Origin of the sequence: Pedobacter sp. R20-19 (assembly GCF_000708265.2) — a bacterium.
GTDB lineage: Bacteria > Bacteroidota > Bacteroidia > Sphingobacteriales > Sphingobacteriaceae > Pedobacter.
In genome coordinates this window covers 1-21,236 of record NZ_JCKI01000001.1, presented here as the reverse complement: position 1 = coordinate 21,236, position 21,236 = coordinate 1, and the positions used below count along the sequence as shown (strand labels likewise).

The window sequence follows — 21,236 nt, the reverse complement described above, 5'->3', positions numbered from 1 at the left end:
AATGCTACGATGATGAGTCTAGATGAAATAAAGATAATACAGCTTCCAAGAATACTCGATGAGCGTGGTAATTTATCTTTCTTAGAAGAAAATAATCATATTCCATTTACTATAAGAAGGACTTACTGGATCTATGACGTACCTGGGGGTGAAACACGAGGAGGGCATAGTTATAAAACCAATCAAGAGTTTATCATTGCCCTTTCCGGTAGCTTCGATATAGTATTCAACGATGGTAAGACAACTAGAACCTATTCCTTGAATAGAAGTTATTATGGGCTATACGTACCGGCTGGACTGTGGAGGCATATGGATAACTTTTCAACGAATTCTTTAGCATTTATTGTTGCTTCCACCGATTATAATGAAAGTGATTACATCCGTGATTTTAAAAGGTATGAAGAAAATAAGTAGTATTTACAACTGTAATGTTATCGGTCTTCAAAAGATTTTTAACAGAGCCGGAAACCTAACTCCGGTTCAATGTAATCTTAACATTCCGTTTGATATAAAACGAGTTTATTACCTTTATGATGTGCCTGGCGGTGAAATTAGGGGAGGGCATGCACACTACGAATTGGAACAACTTATAGTGGCTGCTAGTGGAAGCTTTGATGTAGTCATTGATGATGGTATAAATAAGAGAACTATTAATTTGAATAGACCTAATTTTGGTTTGTATGTAACACCAGGCATATGGAGAGATTTAGTCAATTTCTCATCAGGTGCAGTATTGCTTGTACTTGCATCTATGCCCTATTCTGAGTTGGACTATATTAGAAATTATGATGATTTTTTAAACTATAAAAATGGCTAAATTTATACATCCCCTATCTGATGTCCAGTCTGAAACTGTAGGGGAAAATACTTACGTATGGCAGTTTACTGTAATACTATCTAATGCTATTATTGGAGAGAATTGTAATATTAACGCCCAATGTTTTATCGAAAATGATGTTGTTATTGGTAATAATGTCACTATAAAATCTGGTGTTCAGATCTGGGATGGAATTTCGCTAGAGGATAATGTATTCATTGGCCCTAATGTTACATTTACTAACGATTTAATACCGAGGTCTAAAGTTTATCCAAGTCAATTTATGGAGACAAATGTAAGACATCATGCATCAGTTGGGGCTAATTGTACTGTCATAGCAGGTATAGAGATAGGGGCATATGCTTTCATTGGTGCAGGTAGCGTAGTCACAAAGAATATCCCACCTTATACCGTTTGGTATGGTAATCCAGCAATACATAGAGGATATATCACAAAGAATAGCGAAATAATTGGATTAGATCTAATTGATAGAAACAAAGGCAAAAAGTATAAATATTTAAATAACGAATTAATAGATGATCAAATTCTTAGACCTTAAAAAAATAAATGAATGCTATAGGGAAGATTTTACTCAAGCATTTGAAAGAGTTTTAGATTCGGGATGGTACATAATGGGAGCCGAGTTAGCTTCATTTGAATCTAACTTTGCGAAGTATTGCGGAACTCGATACGCTATTGGGGTAGCTAATGGATTAGATGCTTTAATATTAATTATACGTGCCTACAAAGAGTTAGGAATCTTCAAAGATGGAGATGAAGTATTAGTTCCTGCTAATACATATATTGCCAGTGTACTTGCTATTTCTGCAAATAATTTAGTGCCAGTGTTTGTTGAACCTAAGCTTGACACTTATAACTTGGATATTGAAAATTTAAAAAATAGGATCACAAATAAAACAGTTGCTATTTTGCCTGTTCATCTTTATGGGCAACTTTGTGATATGAAATCTCTAGTGGAGTTTGCTAAAAATAACAATTTAAAAGTTATTGAAGACTGTGCGCAGGCGCATGGAGCAATGGATACAGAAGGAAATAAGGCTGGAAGCTTCGGTGATGCTTCGGGATTTAGTTTTTATCCAGGAAAAAACTTGGGTGCCTTAGGAGATGCCGGTGCAGTGACAACTAATGATGAAGAGTTAGCTAACACTATAAAAGCATTGCTTAATTATGGATCACATGTTAAATATGAAAATTTATACAAGGGTGTTAATAGCCGATTGGATGAAATTCAAGCTGCGTTATTAAATGTAAAATTGGCAAAACTTGATGAAGTAACAAATCTTCGTCGGGATGTCGCAAATTACTACTCAAAAAATATCAACAATAACAATATTATCAAACCCATAATTTCTGCTAATAAAGATTCACATGTATGGCATTTATACGTTATTAGATGTAAATATAGAACCGAGTTGAAGCAGTATTTAGATGACCTTAACATTCAAACAGTCATACATTATCCAATTCCACCGCATAGGCAAGCTGCCTATAAGGAATTCTTGCATCTGAAATTACCTATTACTGATCAAATACACAACGAGGTTTTGAGCCTACCTCTAAGCAATGTTATTACTACCGAGGAATTGGATATAGTAATAGATGCATTAAATAAATTTCATGCTAGTTGAAAATAAAGTTGGTATTACGGTACTTATTCCAGTTTATAATGGAAGCCTATTTCTTGAAGAAACAATTAAATCTTTATTAAAGCAAACGTATCATAATTTTGAGATTATTTTTGTTAATGATAGTTCTACGGATAACAGTTTAGATATTTTAGAAAGATATGCCGCATTAGATGACCGTATAAAGGTATTGACGAAGCCCAATGGTGGTACTGCTTCTAAAGCAATAAATTTTGGTCTGGTTTATGCCAGAGGAGAATACTTTATGTATTCTTCCCAGGATGATCTTTTCAGTGAAGATTTATTAGAAAAAAACTTTATTCAGGCAAAAAAATTCAGCGCTGATGCAGTTGTACCAGTCTTGTCATATTTTTATGGAGGGGATACTTCAATCGTAATAGCTACTGCGTCAAGGAACGATAGTGAAACCATAAATGGTAGAGAAGCCTTCGTAGCTTCGCTAGATTGGCAAATCCATGGATTTGTACTGTGGAAAATTGAAATTGTGAAAAAAATTGGCTTTTTCGAATTTGGTTTAAATAGCGATGAATATACAACACGTATGTTTTATTTTCATAGCGAAACAGTTGTCTTTAGCACTGGAGTTTTCTTCTACAGACAAAATAATCCGAATGCGATAACTCAAAAATGGAGTCTAAATTTACTTGATATTTTGCAAACAGGTATTGAATTAAGAAAGTTTGCGTTAGAGAATGGTTTCGGGAGTAGTGAAATCAACAAAATACACAGGAACATGTTCTACGATTTGGTTCGGATTAAGTTAATTCTGTTAGCAAATAAACATCGTATGACATTAATTGATTATAGAGATGCAAATTGGAAGATTAGCTCAACATTCCAAACGAATTTAATTTATTTTAAGACGATTCAACCCAATAATTTAATTGAGGTGCTTAAATTGAACATTATGCTTAAAAATATTCATTTCTTTAACATGTATTGTACGACAATCAGTATTTTGAAAAATAAATTCAAACATTAATGAGCGATAGCAAATCTTCATATCGGCAAATCATTAAAACGACAACTTTATTTGGTGGTGTTCAAATTATTCAAATATTAACTTCAATAGCTAGGGGAAAGATCGTTGCAATTTTATTAGGAACAGCCGGAATGGGCATCAATACATTATTGAATGCTAGTCTCACACTTATTGTTCAATTCGCAAGTTTAGGAATAAACTTTAGTGCAGTCCGAGATATTTCCCAGGCTAACAATAGTGGAGATGTTCAAGGTTTGGGAAAAACTGTTAAAATATTTAATATTCTAATATATTTTTGTGCGGCGTTGGGCCTATTCACGATGGTTATTGGATCTTATTGGCTTAGTAAATATACTTTTGGTAATGGATCTTATACAATGTCATTTATTTGGCTATCGCTGGCTGTAACATTCACTATTTTGAATAGTGGCAATATTACACTATTACAAGGGATGCAGAATCTTAAAGATATGGCTCGTGCATCACTTGTAGGTTCGTTAGGAGGACTAATACTCTCATTACCATTTTACTACCTTTACGGTGAGAAAGGGATAATACCCGCCCTAATAGCAGCTGCTTTCTTTTCTTATTGTGCTAGCAAATTTTATTCTAGAAAAATCAAATTTGAACCGCAAAAAATTTCATTCAATAGTTTTTTAAGCGAAGGAACTGGCATGGCAAAGCTTGGTATAGCTATGATGGTTTCGACACTAATTGGATCAGTAGTAAATTATTTAATAAACTCTTATATAGGGAAATTTGGGTCAATAGCAGAAGTTGGACTATATGGGGCAGGTGTAAGTATAACTAACCAATATGTGGGGGTCATATTTACAGCAATGGCTGTAGACTATTTTCCCCGCTTGTCAGCAGTTTGTGATGATGAGAAGAAAATTAATGAGGTTGTAAACCAACAGGCAGAAATAGTTGTATTGATTATTTTGCCTTTATTGATTATTATGATACTTAGCGCACCATTGTTAATTAAAATTTTACTCTCTAAACAGTTTTTAGATATAACTACTTTTATTTATTGGGTGTCGTTCGGCTTACTTTTCAAAGCAGCTTCATTTGCAATGGGATACATATCATTTGCTAAAGGTGATAAAAAAACATTTTTCTTATTTGAGGGAGTTACAGGAAGTGTTCTTATTCTAACGTGTAATATTGCCGGATATACAATCGGAGGGCTAAATGGGCTTGCAATGTCAGTATTGATTAGTTACATAATCTACTTTTTTGCTGTCTTAGTTCTAACACGGAAACTTTATAACTTTCATCTCAAAAATAGTTTCATAAAGATTTTTATAAAAGCAATAGTTTTAGTCTTAACTGTACTTATACTTATGCTGTTAAAACAGAATCTTATTAGTTATATTGTTTCTTTAGTAATCTTGGTTGTTGCTCTGTATCTTTCATACTATGAATTAAACAAGAGAATCGGTATCAGGTCTTTGATAATGAATAGGATTAAACGTTAAGCAGATATAATCAATTTCTCGAATATGGAAAACTCTATAGAAAAGCCATTAGTATCAGTAATAGTTCCATGTTATAACCATGCAAAATATATCACGAGATGCATCAATAGTATCATCAATCAGACATATAAAAATATAGAATTAATAGTAATAGATGATGGATCTTCCGATAATTCCCTAAGCATACTACAAGAACTAAATTTAGGCAATCGCTTCCTATTAGATAGTCAAAAAAACATAGGATTGGCTGCGACTATTAATAAAGGCATTAAAAATTACGTTACTGGGAAGTATTTAATCATAATAGCTTCAGATGATTATATGAAACTAGATCGGATCGAGAATCAAGTAGACTTTTTTGAAAAGAATCCTAGTCTCGGATTTATTTTTAGTATGGCAGATATTGTTGATGAAAATGATAATGTGATAGGAAGATTGCCTGAAAAGGATATTTCCAACTGTTCTTTTGATTCTTTGTTGTTAAATTGCTATGTACCCGCTTTAACTGCGATGTTAAAAACGGAAGTCTTTGCCATCGTTGGTCTATATGATGAACAAAGCTATATTGAAGATTGGGATATGTGGCTAAAAATATCTGCAGTTTATGAATTCAAATACTTAAATGTGAACGTTGCAAACTATCGGTTACATTCAACAAATATATCTGGTAATTATAAAAAAATGATAGCTTCGAAAAAACACATCTTAAGTAAATGGCTTGATCACCATCACTATCTTAAGGCACTTAATAATGTCCTTCTAGAAGAATTATCTATTTTAGCAGTCAAAGAAAAGAAATCAGCATTGATTTTCTTTTTCACTAATGTTTCTCTAGCAAGGCATCTCTCCTATTATAAGTCCTTTGTTAAACTTTTTACAAAATTTAAATTATAGTCGATGTATATTATATTCTTGGTAAGACACTTTCTTACTTGGCTAAAACGTCTGTATTATATTCTTAAATTCCAGTCAAAGAACCGGTCTTACATCCACTCTTCATCGTTTATTAAATACGATAATCTTGAAGATATTATTGTAGGAAGAAATTTTACAGTTGGGTATAACAATCTCATTCTTTGTACAAATGAACATGCAAAATCACTAAATCCAAGATCAGCTATAGTTATTGGAAATAATGTATCTATCGGCGAATTTAATAATATAAGAGCCTCGGGCGGCACACTTAAAATTGGTGATAATAGCCTTATCTCACAATATGTGAATATCATATGTAGTAATCATTCCATAGCACTAGATAAACCTATTCGTGATCAAGCATGGGATATTAGAAAAACTGGAGTAACTATTGGTAACGATGTATGGATTGGTTGTGGTGTTACAATCTTACCTGGAGTATCTATTGGTAATGGTGCCATTGTCGCAGCAGGTTCCGTTGTAACTAAGGACGTTATGAATTATACTATAGTGTCAGGGATTCCTGCTAAATTCCTCAAAAATAGAAATTAAATATGATCGACAGTCAGATAAAAGTTTTGTACTTATTTTGCTATGAAAATCACTCCGGTGCAGAATTAGTAATGAAGAGATTAATTGATGGGAATAAGTTTGTTAAGCCTATTGTAATTTGTCCTCCTGGAAACTTTTCAGATTTACTGAGATCTAGTAATATAAAGGTTATTGAACTGGAAAGTTTACGCCCGCTGAATTGGATGGCAAAGAGATCGTCAAGAATCAAAATTATTTTTGATACTTTTCTTAGACTTTGCAAGATTAATTATTCAACTTTCAGAATACTTAATAAAGAAAAAATCAACATTGTTCATGCTAATAATGTAAACGCTTCATTTTTTGTTTTACCATTAGTAATTCTTTTGAAATTGTTTTTTACGAAGAAACGCTTTATTTGGTCAAATCATGATTTAAATTATAGATCAGGTAAATTCGCAGAATACATTTCAAAACTATGTATCAAATTTTTCGATAGAACAATTACTGTTTCTGAAGCCGTAAAAAATAAATATGCCAATAAGTCAAAGAATATTGTTGTTCTCTACAACGGTTTAGATACCAAATTATTCCAACACGATGAAACAAAAAGGCTATCATTTAGAAAACAATTTAACTTTAGCAGCCAACACATTGTTATTGGTATTATTGGAAGTATCATTCCACATAAAGGGCATCTAATGATTATAGATGCATTTTTATCCCTTTTACCTCATTATTCGCATATCAGATTACTGTTAATTGGTAGATATGAAAATGATAATTTGTTAAGGAATGCAATAACTGCCAAGATTGAAAATCTCAATCCTGGCCTTGTGCAAGTCTTAAATCATACAGATGACATCCATACAGTCTATAATGGCATTGATTTAGTTACAAATTGCACTCTTCCTGGAGTTGGTGAACCCCTCGGTACTACTATTTACGAAGGTATGGCCTATGAAAAGATTGTTCTAGTATCAAATACCGGTGGTTCTTCAGAAATTGTCACCGATGGATATGATGGCTATATTTTTGAACCAGGTAATTTAACTTCTTTAATAGTTAAGTTGAAAGAAATAATAGAAAACTATGGTTCTTTGAGTTCCATAAGAAAGGAAGCAAGAACCAAGGTATTAAATAAATTTAATATAGATAAGATGGTTAGCAATTATAATAATATTATATTAACATTACACTAAATTTATCGATTTGAGTTTTTCGGTTTTAAATTTTCTTGCTTTAACAATTTTTCTACTAGGTACATATTTGATCTGGTTTGACAAACGTAACATAGTAAATCATTTTGGCATTGGTGCATGTTTTGTTGCTTACCTCGTGCCGATTTGCGTGGTAGATTTTTCTCAATATCAATCGAAAAGTATATTAAGTCTTTATACATTAATAAATACAGTTGGAGCGTTAAGTTATGTTATAGGACTTTATATTGGTTCAAAAGTATACCGTATAAAATTCTTGGATGTTTTTTTAAAATTCAACCTTTTTGCTACTACCTTAAGTAATGTCGAAGTTCAGAATAGATTAAAGAAAATTATTTACTATGTATATTTGTCTGGAATTGTAGGCATAATCATAAGTTATCTAATCATGGGTTTTCTGCCTATTTTTGCAGCTGACCCATTTGCTGCAAAATTTTTTAAAGGCGCGTATCAAGCTCCATACCATCGTGTAGCATATATCTATCGTACCTCTCGTCAATTTGTTGAAATAGGCTTACCACTAGTATGTTTGGAAGTAATCAGTCGTAGAAAAATTAAAGACATTGTTTTTCTTGTTTTGGGCGTTTTACTAATAGTTGCTAGTCTGAATCGTAGCACTATGCTTGCAGGGATTTTACTAGCGATGTCCATAGTAATATCACTTAAAAAACGAAATACTCCCTTCGTTATCTATGTTATATTCTTGCTATTGACCGTTGTTTCTGGAAGCGCACTCTATTATATCATAACGATGTTTAGTAGCCAAAATGGCTTTTCAGATTATCAACTAGGAAGCAATTTTTTTGAAGCCATTGCTTTCGGATCGCCAGACATCACTGACCAATTAAACTTTTTAGCAAGGTTTGAAAACGGTAAATATGAACTTACATACGGCTTGACATACTGGGGTGGCCTTATTCCGTTCAATTATAAGTATAATCCTTCATCGTGGACATTGTATATTTTGAATGATACAAATGATATATCCGAGATTTCATCAGGAGGATTGAGAATCCCAGTTTCATTGTGGGGATATACAAGCTTTGGTTGGTTTGGAGTGGTTTTACTACCATTCATATCTGCTCTTTTTACTGGATATATAGTTAGAAGATATAAAATAATTATCAACTCGTTACCGTATGGGAAAGAGAGCTATTTGCAATTCTTTTTTATAATATTCGTATTTATGAATATTGCAGGTATTTTTATGAATTTTTACTTATTATCAATTTATTCTTTACCATCAATAGTTATTTATTATATAATAATAAGAAATCTGAAATCGAGTACTTTAAAATAAAATTAATATAATGAGTATAAGTTGTAATACAAGATGTATGAATGCTAATTTCACGGGTGTTCAACGATACACATACGAATTGTTAAGACGTTTTCCAGAAAAAGTTGAGCAGATATCTCCATCGCAGAAATTTTCAAGAGGAATTAAAGGGCACATTTGGGAACAATTATTTTTACCTAGGAAACTAAATGGAAGCTTATTGTTTAGTCCGAGTAATACAGGGCCTGTCTTGTATAAAAATCAAATAGTGGTTTTACATGATATTGTAACGATAGATCACCCAGAATGGTTCAATAAAAAATTTACGTCTTGGTATAATTTCTTATTGCCTAAACTAGCTAATAATGCTAAACATATTTTAACTATATCTGATTTTACGAAAGATAGAATTATCAAAAAGTTAAGAATTTCCGAATCAAAGATTTCAGTAGTTCACAATGGTGTTGATCATTCATTTTTATCACACCAAGATAAGAAAGTTGATTTACCCTATCAACGCTATATACTAGCACTTGGCTCAATAGAACCGCGAAAGAATTTAATTAGACTTGTTCAAGCATGGAATAACATAAAAGATAAGTTGCCAAGTGATATCGGATTGGTAATAGCGGGGAAACAAGGGAATTCGCTAATATTCAATAATGTTGAATTTGGAGAAAAAATGGAAAATGTCCATTTTACTGGATATGTAGAAGAAAATGAAATGGCAGCCTTATATGCAAATGCATTGTGTTTTTGTTATTTATCTAGTTATGAAGGATTTGGATTGCCGCCTCTTGAGGCTATGGCTTGTGGTTGTCCAGTTATTGTAGGAAATCAAACTTCATTACCAGAAGTTGTTGGAAATGCTGGAATTCAAGTTGATCCATTTAGTATCATAGAAATTGAAAACGCGATTTTAAATTATGTAAATAATGACTCTTTGATTAAGAAATATTCTGATTTGGGTTTAACACATTCAAGGAATTTCAATTGGGATATTACTGCGGAAAAAACTTGGAAACTTCTAAAAAAAATGAGTTAATGAAACATAGTATATCGATACTTATACCCACTTATAATGCGGGAAAAATGTGGCGAGCAGTTTTAGAAAGTATATCTATACAAAGTATAGATATCACTAATAAAATAATTTTGGATTCGGGATCTACCGATGACACTATAAAACTTGCTAATGATTTTGGTTTTCAAATTTTGAACATTAAAAAAGAAAATTTTGACCATGGTTATGCAAGACAGTTACTTGCAGACGCAGCACATGATTCTGATATTTTGATTTACCTTACTCAAGATTGTATTTTAAAAGATGCTACCTCATTTAGGTACTTGGTTGATGCTTTTAATGATGAGAAAGTAGGGCTTGCTTATGGCAGACAGTTACCTCATATTGGTGCTAAGACCTTAGAGACTCATGCCCGGTTATTCAATTATACTCCAGTCTCCAGAGTAAAAACAATTAACGACAAGAATGAATTGGGTATTAAGACAGCTTCGTGTTCAAACTCGTATGCAGCATACCGGAGAACCGCATTGCAAGAGGTTGGGGGATTCCCTAGTCATACCATTTTTGCGGAAGATGTAATTGTAGGTGGCCAACTGCTGATTAAAGATTGGAATATTGCTTACGTTGCAGAAGCAGAAGTTTATCATTCTCACGATTATACTACTAAGGAAGAATTTAAGCGTTACTTTGATATTGGTGTATTCCACTCGACTAATAAATGGTTACTGGATGAGTTTGGTACAGCAGGGGGAGAAGGTCTGAAATATTTAAAATCTGAATTAAAATATGTTTTAAAAAACAATCCATCAGTATTGCCTAAGATGCTACTATCTATAGGTGCAAAATTTTTAGGATATAAATTGGGGATGATGCATGATAAACTTTCAGTAAAACAACGAAAGAGTTTTTCTATGCATAAAAGATATTGGGATAAAGTAAATTAAAAAAAATGAATCATATCATATTTGGAGGTTCCGGTTTCATTGGAACACACCTAAAACGTTACATTAATGAAACCTTAGCTTTACCTGATCAAGTTTATAGTTATGACATCAGGAAAAAAGTTAGTGATGGTTTTACCGAACTTGATATTCGAAAAAACATCTCCGTCAATATACCTGATGCAGCTAATAGCATTATTTATAACCTTGCAGCTGTGCATACCACACCTGGTCATCCTGATCATGAATATTTTGAAGCGAATATTTATGGTGCGCAAAATGTTTGCGATTTTGCCAGGAAAAACAATATTGAAACGATTGTTTTTACCAGTTCTATTGCGCCTTATGGTGCATCAGAAGAATATAAAACGGAAGATACTTTGCCTATGCCCAATACACCATATGGTATATCTAAACTCACTGCAGAATATATTCATAAATTGTGGCAAGCTGAAGACCCGTCCAAAAGAAAATTGGTTATTGTTCGTCCAGGTGTGGTATTTGGTAAACAGGAAGGTGGGAATTTCACCAGGTTATATGAATCTATGAAAAAAGGTTTCTTTTTCTATCCTGGGAGAAAAGATACGATCAAGGCTTCGGTATACGTGAAGGATGTGGTGAGGATTTTATTTGAAACGGCACAAAAAGAATTACCCGGCGTAAATACCTTCAACCTCACTTATTTTCCGGCACCAACGATTGAAAGAATCTGTGAAACGATGGCAGAAGCTACGGGCGTAAAAGCACCGAAAGTCTTGGTGCCAGGGTGGGCATTGAAGTCAGCGGCCGGAACAGCCTATACTGGAGGAAGATTATTAGGAAAAAAGATTGCCGGTATTCATCCTGATCGGGTAAAGAAACTTATGATTTCTACGAACATTTCCGGAGAAAAATTAAGCAAATCTCCCTATCATTTGCAGTTTACCTTAAAAGAGGCATTATCTGATTGGTTTGAAGATTGTGAGAGTATTGGATTATATTAAATCTGCATAATGAAAAAGTCAAATAATATTTTTGTCCTCATTATGGCCGGTGGAGTGGGTTCGCGCTTTTGGCCAAAGAGCCACAATCATTTTCCGAAACAATTTATTGATATTTTAGGAACAGGAGCATCTCTTCTTCAACTCACTTACAAACGTTTCCTGAAAGTTTGTTTGAATGAGAATATTCTAATTTTAACTAACGCTGGATATGCCGATTTGGTAAAGGAGCAGTTGCCGAAGGTATTGCAAGATAACAGTTTATTAGAGCCTAGCCGAAACACTACAGCCCTTGTATTGCTTATGCCACTTATAAAATTCTTCAAAAGAACCCGGATGCGAATATTGTAGTTGCGCCATCAGATCATTTGATTTTAAAGAAGGCTATTTTTATCGAAAAGATTAATCAGGCATTGGATTTTGCTGCCGAACATGATGCTTTACTTACGTTAGGGATTAGCCCTACCCGGCCGGATACAAGTTATGGATATATTGAATATGAGGTATCCAGTAGTGAGTATCAAGTATCAAGTAGTGAGTATCAAGAATCGGGTGGTGAGTATGAAGTATCGAGTAGTGAGTATCAAGTATCAAGCAGTGAGTATCAAGTATCAGGTAGAGAGTATCAAGAATTAAGTAATGGTATTCATAAGGTAAATGCTTTTAAGGAAAAACCAGTATTGGAAAAAGCGCAGGAATATATAGCGCGTGGGAATTACCTTTGGAATGCCGGGATCTTTATCTGGAAAGCGGCTAATTTGCAAAAGGCATTTGAAAAGTATGCCCCTGAAATTGATACTTTGTTTAAATCGGGGAATGAGATTTACAATACCCCGGATGAGGCGAAATTATACTTGATCAATATCCAACAAGCACAGATATTTCCATTGACTATGCTATTTTGGAAAAGGCAGATAATATTTATACCATTTCAGCGGATATTGGCTGGTCTGATTTGGGCACATGGGCCTCATTGCACGCCATTGCTCAACAGGACGAACATCAGAATGTATGTAATTCGGAACATATTCATTTACATGATACGCATGACTGCATGATTAACTTACCTAAAGGAAAAGTAGCGGTGATCAGAGGCCTTGAGCATTTTATTGTGTTGGATGATGAACAGGTATTGTTGATTTATCCAAAATTGGAAGAACAGGAAATAAAAGATGTGTCTAAAGAAATGATGACCAAATTTGGTCATCAATATTCATAATATAATCACAAAAGAGCTTATCTTCATGATGGCTCTTCTTCTACCATTCGGGTAAATAGCTCTACTAAATGAGGTATCAATCATACTTTTCATTTTGTTTCAGCTAAAAAGTGTAACTTTGCTGTGAACTAATCATATCGATTAAATAGGTTTTCAAGATAAACCTGACATTGAGTTTGTATTAGGGCATTATTATTGCTATGGGTAAAACATTTGTAGCACTTTATTGTTAACGCACAAGTTTTTATGCAAACACGGTACCTTTACCTCCTTAAATTCATATTGCCTGTAACTGACCTATTAATGGTTTTGGCTGTTTATTTCTTTTCTTATCAATTCACCAGTTATTTAGGTAAAACAGTCGATTCTGAATTACAATGGCATTATGTGGTGGTATGTAGTTTGCTGTGGATTGTTTCTACAACCTCTTTTGGCCTTTATACGGAATATGGATCAAGACGGATTGAGCGAATATATAGGGGGACCTGGCGAAGTGTATTTTTACACGCCATTCTGTTCTCCATTTATTTATTCTTTTCTAAACAGAATGATTTTTCGAGGTCTTTTCTCGTCGTATTTTATGGTACTTTAGGTATTCTGTTCTTGGTTAATCGTTTTATTGGTACTTCCTTTCAGTTTTTGTTGTTTAACCATTTAAGAGGCGTAAAGTCTGTTGCTATTATGGGAAACAACGCTACAGGTGAGCAGTTGGCCTCTTATTTTGAAAAACAGAAATACATCGAGTTTCATGGTTTTATTCCAGATGTTCCTGATCACTATCTGGAAAGAGATGGTCAGCTAAGCGGCGCTGTTGGTAAACAATTTGAGTTGGCTGTAGAAAAGGGAATTAAAGATATTTATGTAACCATCGCGCCAGAGCGGATGAGTGATATGCTGATTCTGACCCAGGAAGCTGAACGTCAGTGTGTACGGTTAAAGTTTATTCCGGATATTAGTGGTGCCTTATTATCTCCTTATACGGTAAGTTATTTAGGGAATGAATTCCCGGTGATTTCGCTGCGCTCAGAGCCTTTAGAGAAAATTCATAATCGTTTCAAAAAACGTTTGATTGATGTTGTTTTCAGTGGGATGGTGATTTTATTCGTGTTGAGCTGGTTATATCCTATTATAGCACTGTTGATTAAATGGCAAAGCAAAGGGCCTGTATTGTTTAAGCAATTGAGAAGCGGCCGCGATGATGAACCGTTTTATTGCTTTAAATTCCGTAGTATGCGGATGAATGCGGATAGTGATAAAAGGCAGGCCAGTAAAGATGATGACCGGATTACGCCAATTGGTAAGTTTTTAAGAAAATCCAGTCTGGATGAGTTGCCTCAATTCTTTAATGTGTTTATGGGGCACATGAGTGTAGTAGGGCCACGTCCACACATGTTGAGCCACACTGAACAATACAAAGGTATTGTTGATCAGTTTATGGTGCGCCATTTTTTAAAACCCGGCATTACGGGTTGGGCACAGGTAAATGGCTACCGTGGAGAAACGAAAGAAGATTATAAAATGGTGAAACGTGTGGAACATGATATTTGGTACCTGGAGAACTGGACTGCTGCACTTGATGTTCGAATTATTTTCATGACCGTGATTAACATGGTTAAAGGCGAAGAGAATGCTTTTTAATTTGGCTTAGATCATCATTAGTCTTTTCTTGGGGCATGATCAATTAAAGATAAAATATTATAAAAAGAGCTCGGTCTATCATAGATCGAGCTCTTTTGCTTATTTAATTTTAATACGCTAATTGAGGATAAAGCCTTTTGCTCCACTATTTTATCCTGCCATAGTATTCGTCGTCCGTTTTACAGCAACTTTTCTTACCGCAGTTACTATTGCATTTTTATCATAACCACATTCTGCCCATAATTCTGGTTGTTCACCATGATCTATAAACTGATCGGGAATACCCAGGCGAATGACATTTGAAGTGTATTGATGATCTGCCATAAATTCCAGAATTGCAGAACCGACACCGCCTGGTAATGATCCATCTTCTACGGTGATGATGTGTTTATATTTAGAGAAAATCTCATGAAGCATTTGCTCATCCAGCGGTTTTACAAAACGTAAATCATAATGAGCCGGATAGATACCCTCACTGTTTAATTCTGAGCGTGCTTCTACCGCAAAATTACCTACATGGCCAATGGTTAGTAAGGCTACTTCTTCGCCATCACATATTTTACGACCCTTACCAATTTCTAAAGCTTTAAACGGGCGCTTCCAATCTGGCATTACTCCATTGCCACGGGGATAGCGGATCACGAATGGACCCATGTTATCTTGCTGGGCGGTATACATCAGGTTTCGCAATTCTTCTTCATTCATAGGAGAAGAAATTACGAGATTTGGGATGCAACGCATATAGGCAATATCATAAGCGCCATGGTGTGTGGCACCATCTGCTCCGGCTAAACCTGCCCGATCCAGACAAAATACGACGTTTAGTTTTTGAATGGCGACGTCATGAATCACCTGGTCATATGCCCTTTGCATAAAGCTTGAATAGATGTTACAGAAGGGAACCAATCCCTGAGTTGCTAAACCAGCAGAAAAGGTAACAGCATGCTGTTCTGCAATGCCCACATCGAAAGCACGCCTGGGCATGGCTTTCATCATAATATTTAAGGATGAACCCGATGGCATAGCAGGTGTAATCCCCACAATTTTTTCATTTGCCATAGCCAGTTCTACCATGGTGTGACCAAACACATCCTGATATTTTGGTGGCTGCGGTTTATCGGGAACACTTTTTTTGATCTCTCCGGTAATCTTATCAAAAAGACCTGGTGCATGCCAGATGGTTTGGTCTTTTTCTGCCAAGGCAAAGCCTTTACCCTTTACCGTAATACAGTGTAATAACTTAGGGCCTGGGATGGCTGATAAATCTTTTATGGTTTGCGCTAAACGTGTGACATCATGCCCATCAACAGGGCCAAAATACCTGAAGTTTAATGCTTCAAACAAGTTACTCTGCTTTAGCAGTGTTCCTTTGATGCTTTTCTCAATTTTCTTTACATATTTATGTGCGTTAGGGCCAAGCTTGGATAAGCCGACGAGCACATTTGAAATGTCATCTCGAAAACGGTTATAAGATTTTGATATGGTAATGCTGGTTAGATATTCTTTGAGCGCACCAACGTTGGGATCAATCGACATGCAATTGTCGTTTAAAATGACTAGTACATTGCTGTTTTCAATCCCGGCATGGTTTAAACCTTCAAAGGCTAATCCGGCCGTCATGGCACCATCACCAATTACGGCAACATGTTGTCTGTTGGTCTCTCCTTTTAGCTGCGAAGCCACGGCCATGCCTAAAGCGGCAGAAATTGACGTAGAAGAGTGGCCGACACCAAAGGTGTCATATTCACTTTCTGAAATCTTTGGAAAACCGCTAATGCCTTTATAAATTCTATTGGTATGAAACAATTCACGGCGGCCAGTCAGGATTTTGTGGCCGTATGCCTGGTGTCCAACATCCCAAACCAGTTTATCATAAGGGGTGTTTAAGGCATAATGCAAAGCAACTGTTAATTCAACAACACCTAAGCTGGAGCCAAAGTGACCACCATTTACGCTTACCACGTCAATAATATACTGACGTAATTCCTGGCTTATTTGTTCTAAGTCAGACTCGCCATACTGCTTTAAATCAGCAGGATAGTTAATTTTAGATAATAGGGGGCCAGCTTTAACTTGCATTCAATTTTTTTAGTAAAAACAAGATACAAAGTAAGGTATTTTTGTTTTAATATTCATGTAAAAAAATAATCAATACACTGAAAGCCAGATTAACTTAATTTTTTAAACCTGAACGACATGGCTAAAGCTTTAATATAAAATTCATTATGTTTGTTTTTACAAATGCAATCAGAGATTTTTGAGATAAAACTTCCCGTATTCGAAGGACCATTCGATCTTTTATTATTTTTTATCGAAAGGGATGAATTAAATATTCAGGATGTGGAGATTGCGAAAATTACCAATGATTTTTTAGCTTATATCCATCAGCTCCTGGCGGTAAATGTAGAGGTTGCCAGTGAATTCATTCTGGTTGCAGCCACGCTTATGCGTATCAAATCCAGGATGTTATTGCCAAGGATGGAATTGGATGAATCTGGTCAGGAAATTAATCCTGAAGAAGATTTGATTGCCCGATTGATTGCCTATAAACAATTTAAGTCTGCCGCTGAAGAAATGAAGGTTTTGGAAGATGCCAGGCTGAAACAAGAATGCAGAGGAAACATTGAATACGATCTTAGTCTTGCTGCTGAAGCTTCCACCCATCAGGATGAACTTTTATCGCTTGATCTTTATAAGTTGCTTACAGTTTATCATCGCCTGATGCAAAGATATGAACTGCGCAGCGAAGAGGTTAAACATACGGTAGTGCAATATCCCTATACGATTGAGGAGCAGAAGTACGTTATGGCAAATTTATTGAACATTAATGAACAAATTGATTTTGCCCTGGTATTAAAACATTCTGAAAACAAAGTTCATTTTGTTTATAATTTTCTGGCTATTCTGGAAATGCTGCAGCAACAGTTGGTGGAGATTACTATTGGCAGTGGCTTTAATAATTTTAGCATTAGGTAGGGTTGGGGGGAGCGAGTAGTGAGTAGCAAGTATCGAGTAGTGAGTATCAAGTATCAAGATTGGGTACTGAGTGAAGCGATTTCTTTAGGGACTTAATATGAGGTAGGGTTGGGGTGTAGTGAGTAGCAAGTATTGAGTAGTGAGTATCAAGTATCGAGTAGCAAGATTGGGTACTGAGTGAAGCGAATTCTTTAGGGAACTTAGTATCAGGTAGGGTGTAGTGAGTATCAAGTATCGAGTAGCAAGATTGGGTACTGAGTGAAGCGAATTCTTTAGGGAACTTAGTATCAGGTAGGGTGTAGTGAGTAGCAAGTATCGAGTAGGGAGTATCAAGTAGCAAGATTGGGTACTGAGTGAAGCGAATTCTTTAGGGACTTAATATGAGGTAGGGTGTAGTGAGTATCAAGTAGCAAGTATCGAGTAGCAAGTATCGAGCAGTGGGTATCAAGAATCAAGTATCAAGATTGGATGCTGAGTACAGCGACTTTTCCAGACTGCCATAATTCTATTTATAGCTTTCGGGTGGAGCATTTATAAGTAAAAAAATAGGCTTTTTTGCAAGACTTCGTGTTTAAACTTTCTTATTTTCTTTATATTTCTAACCACAAATAAGTTTTTATTGCAGCAGTTTTATCTTTTTATGATTAAACATTTATCCTGTAATTCTGACATATTCATCTGTGTGTTAAAGATTAATTTTCTTACTTTTGCCAAAAAAACACAAACCTATACAGGATGACACGTGATACCAAAATCTTTGAACTTATTGATAAGGAATTAAACCGCCAGGAACATGGTTTAGAACTTATTGCATCAGAAAACTTTGTCAGCAAGCAGGTAATGGAAGCTGCTGGTTCGGTACTAACCAACAAATATGCTGAAGGTTTACCAGGGAAACGCTATTATGGCGGTTGCCAGGTGGTTGATGTGGTGGAGCAAATCGCTATCGATAGAGCAAAAGAATTATTTGGCGCTGCATGGGTTAATGTTCAGCCGCACTCTGGTGCGCAGGCAAATGCAGCAGTAATGCTTGCTGTTTTGCAAGCAGGCGATAAAATTTTAGGTTTTGATCTATCGCATGGTGGACACTTAACACATGGTTCACCTGTGAATTTTTCTGGCAAACTTTATCAACCCTTATTTTATGGCGTAGAAAAGGAAACTGGATTAATCGATTATAAAAAATTAGAAGAAGTTGCTTTAGCTGAAAAACCAAAATTAATTATTTGCGGTGCTTCTGCCTATTCCCGTGAGTGGGATTATGCTTTTATTCGTTCGGTTGCTGATCAAATTGGTGCTTTAGTTTTGGCGGATATTTCTCATCCAGCTGGCTTAATTGCTAAGGGCTTACTGGCTAATCCTCTTCCGCACTGTCATATTGTAACCACTACTACGCATAAAACTTTACGTGGTCCTCGTGGCGGAATGATCATGATGGGTAAGGATTTCGAAAATCCATGGGGATTAAAAACACCAAAGGGCGAAATCCGCATGATGAGCAACTTATTGGATATGGCTGTTTTTCCTGGTACGCAGGGTGGTCCGTTAGAGCACATCATTGCGGCTAAGGCCATTGCATTTGGTGAAGCTTTATCGGATGAATATGATGTTTACATTAAACAGGTTGCTGCCAATGCACAGGCTATGGCCAAAGCTTTTGTGGCAAAAGGTTATGGCATTATTTCTGGCGGTACAGATAACCATTTAATGTTAATCGATTTAAGAAATAAAAATATAACCGGTAAAGTTGCCGAAAATGCATTAGAGAAAGCAGAGATTACGGTAAACAAAAACATGGTTCCTTTTGATGATAAATCTCCATTCGTAACTTCGGGGATCCGTGTAGGTACTGCAGCTATCACTACCCGAGGCTTGAAGGAAACCGAAATGGAAAAGATCGTAGATTTAATTGATCAGGTATTGACTAACCCTGAAGATGAAGCAAATTTAAATGCAGTGAAAGCTGAAGTGATTAACCTGGTAAGTGCATTTCCGCTTTATAAATAATATATAAACTTTAAAAAGTTGAAAATATAGAGCTTTACATTTATTTGTAAGGCTCTTTTTTTATTTGAATCGAAAATTTTTAATCTTAAAACCTGTTTATAAAGTAAAGGGCCGATATCCTAAAAGAAGTATCGACCCTTACCATCTAAATTAACGCTCTCGATATAATAACGTATATGAATCCTGATTGTTTTTAAAAAGTGAAAAAAATATGATCGGAATGAATTTCCTCTTTTCTTATGGGATTACTGATTGATCATCCAATATCTCTTATTTTTCGTTATGATTTCAGATTGAGATCAACAGTGCTAGCATTGTGCATTATGGGGGAAATAAATAAGTATTATTCTGCGAATGCTAGCGCTGCTATACTAACTTTTAATGCTCCTTGTACCAAGAGTGCATTTGCACATGCTTCTAAGGTAGCGCCAGTAGTAATAACATCATCTACTAATAAAATATGTTTGCCAGTGATTTGGTCGGTTTCAGGAGCTTTGAAAACAGCTTTCATATTTTCATATCTGCTAAACCTGTTTTTCCTGGTTTGACTTTCTGTTGAAATAGTGCGGATTAAAATTTCTTCTTTAAAAGGAATGTTTATGGTTTGCGCAATGCCTTCAGCAATGAAACTACTTTGGTTATAGCCTCTTGATCGTAACTTTTGATGATGTAAAGGAACAGGAACAATGAAATCAATATCGGAATAGATCGAGTTTAACTTTATTCTTTCCCCAATCATACTGCCAAGTAGTATTCCTACATCTGTTTTCCCATTATATTTTAAACTATGTATAAGCCGTTGTGCCTTTGCACCTTTTCTGAAATACAATAGCGCCATTGCTGCATTTAAAGGTACCCTGCCCCATAATTGCTTCATAACTTTATTTTTCTGATACAAATGATAATCTGTTAATGGAAGATCAAAAAGGCATTTCGTGCAAATTAACTTTTCACCAAGGAATAAGCTTGCGCCACATGCGTTGCATAAATTTGGAAATAGCAGACCAAATAGGTCTCTTCCCCATGATGGTATTAGTAGCATATTGCTAATTTATCTATTTATAGCAATAAGTTGTATGGTCTTCATGTTTTTAATATTAATAGCTCATACTTCCCATTTTGAATATTTCCCGATATGATCTATTATCCACTATAAGATTTTAATCTGCATCATGCTCTCTAAACCTCTTTTCACCAATAAATTCCTATCGCCTATATGTTCTCTATGCCTATATGGTTTAAAATCATTTAGGCAAATCTTCCCCCTTTACCTTATTAAAAATCCCTGCAAACACCCATCCTTTGAAAATGTTTTATTTATTTGATTTTTTTTCGTGATGATTTACAGGGTCTTATGATTTTAAAGAATAAAATAGGGCCGATGCGTTTGCAGGGGTATTAATTTTTGCTACCTTTGCAACCCGCTTCGGAGGAAAGGGCTGGTGCTGAAAAGCGTGTTAATGATGTGTTGAGGTGAGAAAAGTGGCAAAATTTATTTCAAATAAAATTTGCTGAAGCGAAAAAGATCATTACCTTTGCAGCCCGGTTCGGAAGGAACG

The 21,236-nt window shown here is 35.2% G+C and carries 20 protein-coding genes and 1 pseudogene; 19 read left to right on the top strand and 2 right to left on the bottom strand.

From position 1 onward, the window contains the following. The first annotated feature begins 9 nt into the window (after positions 1-9). The 17 genes and pseudogenes from AN34_RS00095 to AN34_RS00025 all read left to right on the top strand — a co-directional run bounded on the left by AN34_RS00095 (position 10) and on the right by AN34_RS00025 (position 14,694). A complete protein-coding gene (locus AN34_RS00095; protein WP_231625458.1) occupies positions 10-414 on the top strand; it encodes an FdtA/QdtA family cupin domain-containing protein in 405 nt (134 codons plus the stop codon). Continuing rightward, positions 398-817 (top strand): FdtA/QdtA family cupin domain-containing protein, encoded by a 420-nt coding sequence (locus AN34_RS00090; RefSeq protein ID WP_029281017.1) that lies wholly within the window; start codon positions 398-400, stop codon positions 815-817. Before AN34_RS00095 ends, AN34_RS00090 begins: the two co-directional genes overlap by 17 nt. Further along, positions 810-1,376: an acyltransferase gene (locus tag AN34_RS00085; protein ID WP_029281015.1), complete on the top strand. Its 567-nt coding sequence runs from the start codon at positions 810-812 to the stop codon at positions 1,374-1,376. The genes AN34_RS00090 and AN34_RS00085 overlap by 8 nt, the downstream gene beginning before the upstream one ends. Next, positions 1,354-2,466, top strand: coding sequence for a DegT/DnrJ/EryC1/StrS aminotransferase family protein (locus AN34_RS00080; protein ID WP_029281013.1), 1,113 nt, complete (start codon positions 1,354-1,356; stop codon positions 2,464-2,466). The genes AN34_RS00085 and AN34_RS00080 overlap by 23 nt, the downstream gene beginning before the upstream one ends. Beyond that, entirely contained in the window at positions 2,456-3,466 is a 1,011-nt protein-coding gene (locus AN34_RS00075; protein WP_029281010.1) for a glycosyltransferase family A protein, read from the top strand. Before AN34_RS00080 ends, AN34_RS00075 begins: the two co-directional genes overlap by 11 nt. After that, entirely contained in the window at positions 3,466-4,947 is a 1,482-nt protein-coding gene (locus AN34_RS00070; protein WP_029281008.1) for an oligosaccharide flippase family protein, read from the top strand. The genes AN34_RS00075 and AN34_RS00070 overlap by 1 nt, the downstream gene beginning before the upstream one ends. Positions 4,948-4,971: 24 nt before the next feature. Then, positions 4,972-5,841 (top strand): glycosyltransferase, encoded by an 870-nt coding sequence (locus AN34_RS00065; RefSeq protein WP_051666085.1) that lies wholly within the window; start codon positions 4,972-4,974, stop codon positions 5,839-5,841. A 396-nt stretch (positions 5,842-6,237) separates the two neighbouring features. Further along, a pseudogene (locus tag AN34_RS22070) lies at positions 6,238-6,408 on the top strand (DapH/DapD/GlmU-related protein); the annotation flags it as partial. An 8-nt stretch (positions 6,409-6,416) separates the two neighbouring features. Then, positions 6,417-7,595 (top strand): glycosyltransferase family 4 protein, encoded by a 1,179-nt coding sequence (locus tag AN34_RS00055; protein ID WP_082468279.1) that lies wholly within the window; start codon positions 6,417-6,419, stop codon positions 7,593-7,595. Positions 7,596-7,605: 10 nt separating this feature from the next. Further along, entirely contained in the window at positions 7,606-8,913 is a 1,308-nt protein-coding gene (locus AN34_RS00050; RefSeq protein ID WP_029280993.1) for an O-antigen polymerase, read from the top strand. Positions 8,914-8,950: 37 nt separating this feature from the next. Then, entirely contained in the window at positions 8,951-9,937 is a 987-nt protein-coding gene (locus AN34_RS00045) for a glycosyltransferase family 1 protein (protein ID WP_051666082.1), read from the top strand. Further along, positions 9,937-10,860, top strand: a complete 924-nt coding sequence (locus AN34_RS00040) for a glycosyltransferase family 2 protein (protein ID WP_029280989.1) — start codon at positions 9,937-9,939, stop codon at positions 10,858-10,860. The genes AN34_RS00045 and AN34_RS00040 overlap by 1 nt, the downstream gene beginning before the upstream one ends. A gap of 5 nt (positions 10,861-10,865) precedes the next feature. Continuing rightward, positions 10,866-11,840: an NAD(P)-dependent oxidoreductase gene (locus AN34_RS00035; RefSeq protein WP_029280987.1), complete on the top strand. Its 975-nt coding sequence runs from the start codon at positions 10,866-10,868 to the stop codon at positions 11,838-11,840. 9 nt (positions 11,841-11,849) lie between these two features. Further along, positions 11,850-12,188, top strand: coding sequence for a sugar phosphate nucleotidyltransferase (locus tag AN34_RS22065; RefSeq protein ID WP_369818066.1), 339 nt, complete (start codon positions 11,850-11,852; stop codon positions 12,186-12,188). Continuing rightward, positions 12,134-12,895, top strand: coding sequence for a sugar phosphate nucleotidyltransferase (locus tag AN34_RS22060; protein WP_369818075.1), 762 nt, complete (start codon positions 12,134-12,136; stop codon positions 12,893-12,895). Before AN34_RS22065 ends, AN34_RS22060 begins: the two co-directional genes overlap by 55 nt. Then, complete coding sequence (locus AN34_RS22055; RefSeq protein WP_157263131.1) at positions 12,892-13,056, top strand: hypothetical protein; 165 nt, start codon at positions 12,892-12,894, stop codon at positions 13,054-13,056. The genes AN34_RS22060 and AN34_RS22055 overlap by 4 nt, the downstream gene beginning before the upstream one ends. A 246-nt stretch (positions 13,057-13,302) precedes the next feature. Beyond that, complete coding sequence (locus AN34_RS00025) at positions 13,303-14,694, top strand: undecaprenyl-phosphate glucose phosphotransferase (RefSeq protein WP_029280985.1); 1,392 nt, start codon at positions 13,303-13,305, stop codon at positions 14,692-14,694. 150 nt (positions 14,695-14,844) lie between these two features. Here the strand turns inward: AN34_RS00025 and dxs are convergent, their stop codons facing one another. Beyond that, positions 14,845-16,773, bottom strand: coding sequence for a 1-deoxy-D-xylulose-5-phosphate synthase (gene dxs, locus AN34_RS00020; protein WP_029280983.1), 1,929 nt, complete (start codon positions 16,771-16,773; stop codon positions 14,845-14,847). A 162-nt stretch (positions 16,774-16,935) separates the two neighbouring features. Between dxs and AN34_RS00015 the strand changes: the two genes are divergently transcribed. Both AN34_RS00015 and glyA read left to right on the top strand, forming a co-directional pair. After that, positions 16,936-17,670: a ScpA family protein gene (locus tag AN34_RS00015; RefSeq protein ID WP_029280981.1), complete on the top strand. Its 735-nt coding sequence runs from the start codon at positions 16,936-16,938 to the stop codon at positions 17,668-17,670. Between the two features lie 735 nt (positions 17,671-18,405). Next, a complete protein-coding gene (gene glyA, locus AN34_RS00010) occupies positions 18,406-19,677 on the top strand; it encodes a serine hydroxymethyltransferase (RefSeq protein ID WP_029280979.1) in 1,272 nt (423 codons plus the stop codon). Between the two features lie 343 nt (positions 19,678-20,020). Here the strand turns inward: glyA and AN34_RS00005 are convergent, their stop codons facing one another. Beyond that, complete coding sequence (locus tag AN34_RS00005; protein ID WP_231625457.1) at positions 20,021-20,554, bottom strand: ComF family protein; 534 nt, start codon at positions 20,552-20,554, stop codon at positions 20,021-20,023. Positions 20,555-21,236: the final 682 nt, after the last annotated feature.

Excerpts from the sequence above, each read along its gene's own strand:
- AN34_RS00095 (WP_231625458.1), top strand. The coding sequence starts at position 10 with ATGATGAGTCTAGATGAAATAAAGATAATACAGCTTCCAAGAATACTC.
- AN34_RS00090 (WP_029281017.1), top strand. The coding sequence starts at position 398 with ATGAAGAAAATAAGTAGTATTTACAACTGTAATGTTATCGGTCTTCAA.
- AN34_RS00085 (WP_029281015.1), top strand. The coding sequence starts at position 810 with ATGGCTAAATTTATACATCCCCTATCTGATGTCCAGTCTGAAACTGTA.
- AN34_RS00080 (WP_029281013.1), top strand. The coding sequence starts at position 1,354 with ATGATCAAATTCTTAGACCTTAAAAAAATAAATGAATGCTATAGGGAA.
- AN34_RS00075 (WP_029281010.1), top strand. The coding sequence starts at position 2,456 with ATGCTAGTTGAAAATAAAGTTGGTATTACGGTACTTATTCCAGTTTAT.
- AN34_RS00070 (WP_029281008.1), top strand. The coding sequence starts at position 3,466 with ATGAGCGATAGCAAATCTTCATATCGGCAAATCATTAAAACGACAACT.
- AN34_RS00065 (WP_051666085.1), top strand. The coding sequence starts at position 4,972 with ATGGAAAACTCTATAGAAAAGCCATTAGTATCAGTAATAGTTCCATGT.
- AN34_RS00055 (WP_082468279.1), top strand. The coding sequence starts at position 6,417 with ATGATCGACAGTCAGATAAAAGTTTTGTACTTATTTTGCTATGAAAAT.
- AN34_RS00045 (WP_051666082.1), top strand. The coding sequence starts at position 8,951 with ATGAATGCTAATTTCACGGGTGTTCAACGATACACATACGAATTGTTA.
- AN34_RS00040 (WP_029280989.1), top strand. The coding sequence starts at position 9,937 with ATGAAACATAGTATATCGATACTTATACCCACTTATAATGCGGGAAAA.
- AN34_RS00035 (WP_029280987.1), top strand. The coding sequence starts at position 10,866 with ATGAATCATATCATATTTGGAGGTTCCGGTTTCATTGGAACACACCTA.
- AN34_RS22065 (WP_369818066.1), top strand. The coding sequence starts at position 11,850 with ATGAAAAAGTCAAATAATATTTTTGTCCTCATTATGGCCGGTGGAGTG.
- AN34_RS22055 (WP_157263131.1), top strand. The coding sequence starts at position 12,892 with ATGATTAACTTACCTAAAGGAAAAGTAGCGGTGATCAGAGGCCTTGAG.
- AN34_RS00025 (WP_029280985.1), top strand. The coding sequence starts at position 13,303 with ATGCAAACACGGTACCTTTACCTCCTTAAATTCATATTGCCTGTAACT.
- dxs (WP_029280983.1), bottom strand. The coding sequence starts at position 16,773 with ATGCAAGTTAAAGCTGGCCCCCTATTATCTAAAATTAACTATCCTGCT.
- AN34_RS00015 (WP_029280981.1), top strand. The coding sequence starts at position 16,936 with ATGCAATCAGAGATTTTTGAGATAAAACTTCCCGTATTCGAAGGACCA.
- glyA (WP_029280979.1), top strand. The coding sequence starts at position 18,406 with ATGACACGTGATACCAAAATCTTTGAACTTATTGATAAGGAATTAAAC.
- AN34_RS00005 (WP_231625457.1), bottom strand. The coding sequence starts at position 20,554 with ATGAAGCAATTATGGGGCAGGGTACCTTTAAATGCAGCAATGGCGCTA.